At 55.1% G+C, this 699-nt stretch carries 2 protein-coding genes; both read right to left on the reverse strand.

What is annotated here, in order from left to right; genetic code table 11:
• The coding region (locus tag ACIPIN_RS26895) for a F0F1 ATP synthase subunit B (protein ID WP_401124151.1) at positions 1 to 459 on the reverse strand (459 nt) is incomplete at its 3' end.
• Between the two features lie 58 nt (positions 460 to 517).
• Positions 518 to 699, reverse strand: a 182-nt coding sequence (gene atpE / locus ACIPIN_RS26900; protein ID WP_401124153.1) for a F0F1 ATP synthase subunit C, incomplete at its 5' end; no start/stop codon positions are given.

The following is a 699-nucleotide window of genomic DNA, read 5'->3' on the forward strand; positions in this document are numbered from 1 at the left end:
AGCCAGTTTGTTAACCAGCTCCGCGTGCGCGTTTTGATCGATTGTGGCACCCAGGATCTTCTCGGCGCCGCCAACGGCCAGAGCACCCAGTTGGGCACGCAGCGCGTCTTTGACACTGTTCAGTTCCTGCTCGATCTCGGCCTGAGCCTGCACTTTCACACGTTCAGCGTCGACACGGGCTTTATCAACAGCCTCTTCGACGATCTGATTACCGCGTTTCTTGGCTTGCTCAATGATTTCGGCTGCCTGAGCTTTTGCTTCGCGCAGTTGTTGACCCGCTTTATCTTGGGCCAATTCCAGGTCGCGAGCTGCTCGGGCGGCAGCGTCCAGTCCATCCGCGATCTTCTTCTGACGTTCGTGCAAAGCCGCGATGACCGGAGGCCACACGAACTTCATGCAAAACAGTACAAAAATGAAGAACGCAACGGACTGGCCAATCAGGGTTGCATTAATGTTCACGCCAACACCTCGCTCGTTCGTTGTCCATCAGACTTGCTCAACTCGAAAATCCGAGTGATTAGTGAGCGAGTTGACCAACGAAAGGGTTCGCGAAGGTGAAGAACAGAGCGATACCAACGCCGATCATGGTTACGGCGTCGAGCAGACCGGCAACGATGAACATTTTGACTTGCAGCATTGGAACCATTTCTGGCTGACGCGCTGCGCCTTCCAGGAACTTGCCGCCCAACAGGCCGAAAC

This window comes from Pseudomonas sp. NPDC087697 (genome assembly GCF_044743155.1).
Classification (GTDB): Bacteria; Pseudomonadota; Gammaproteobacteria; order Pseudomonadales; family Pseudomonadaceae; genus Aquipseudomonas.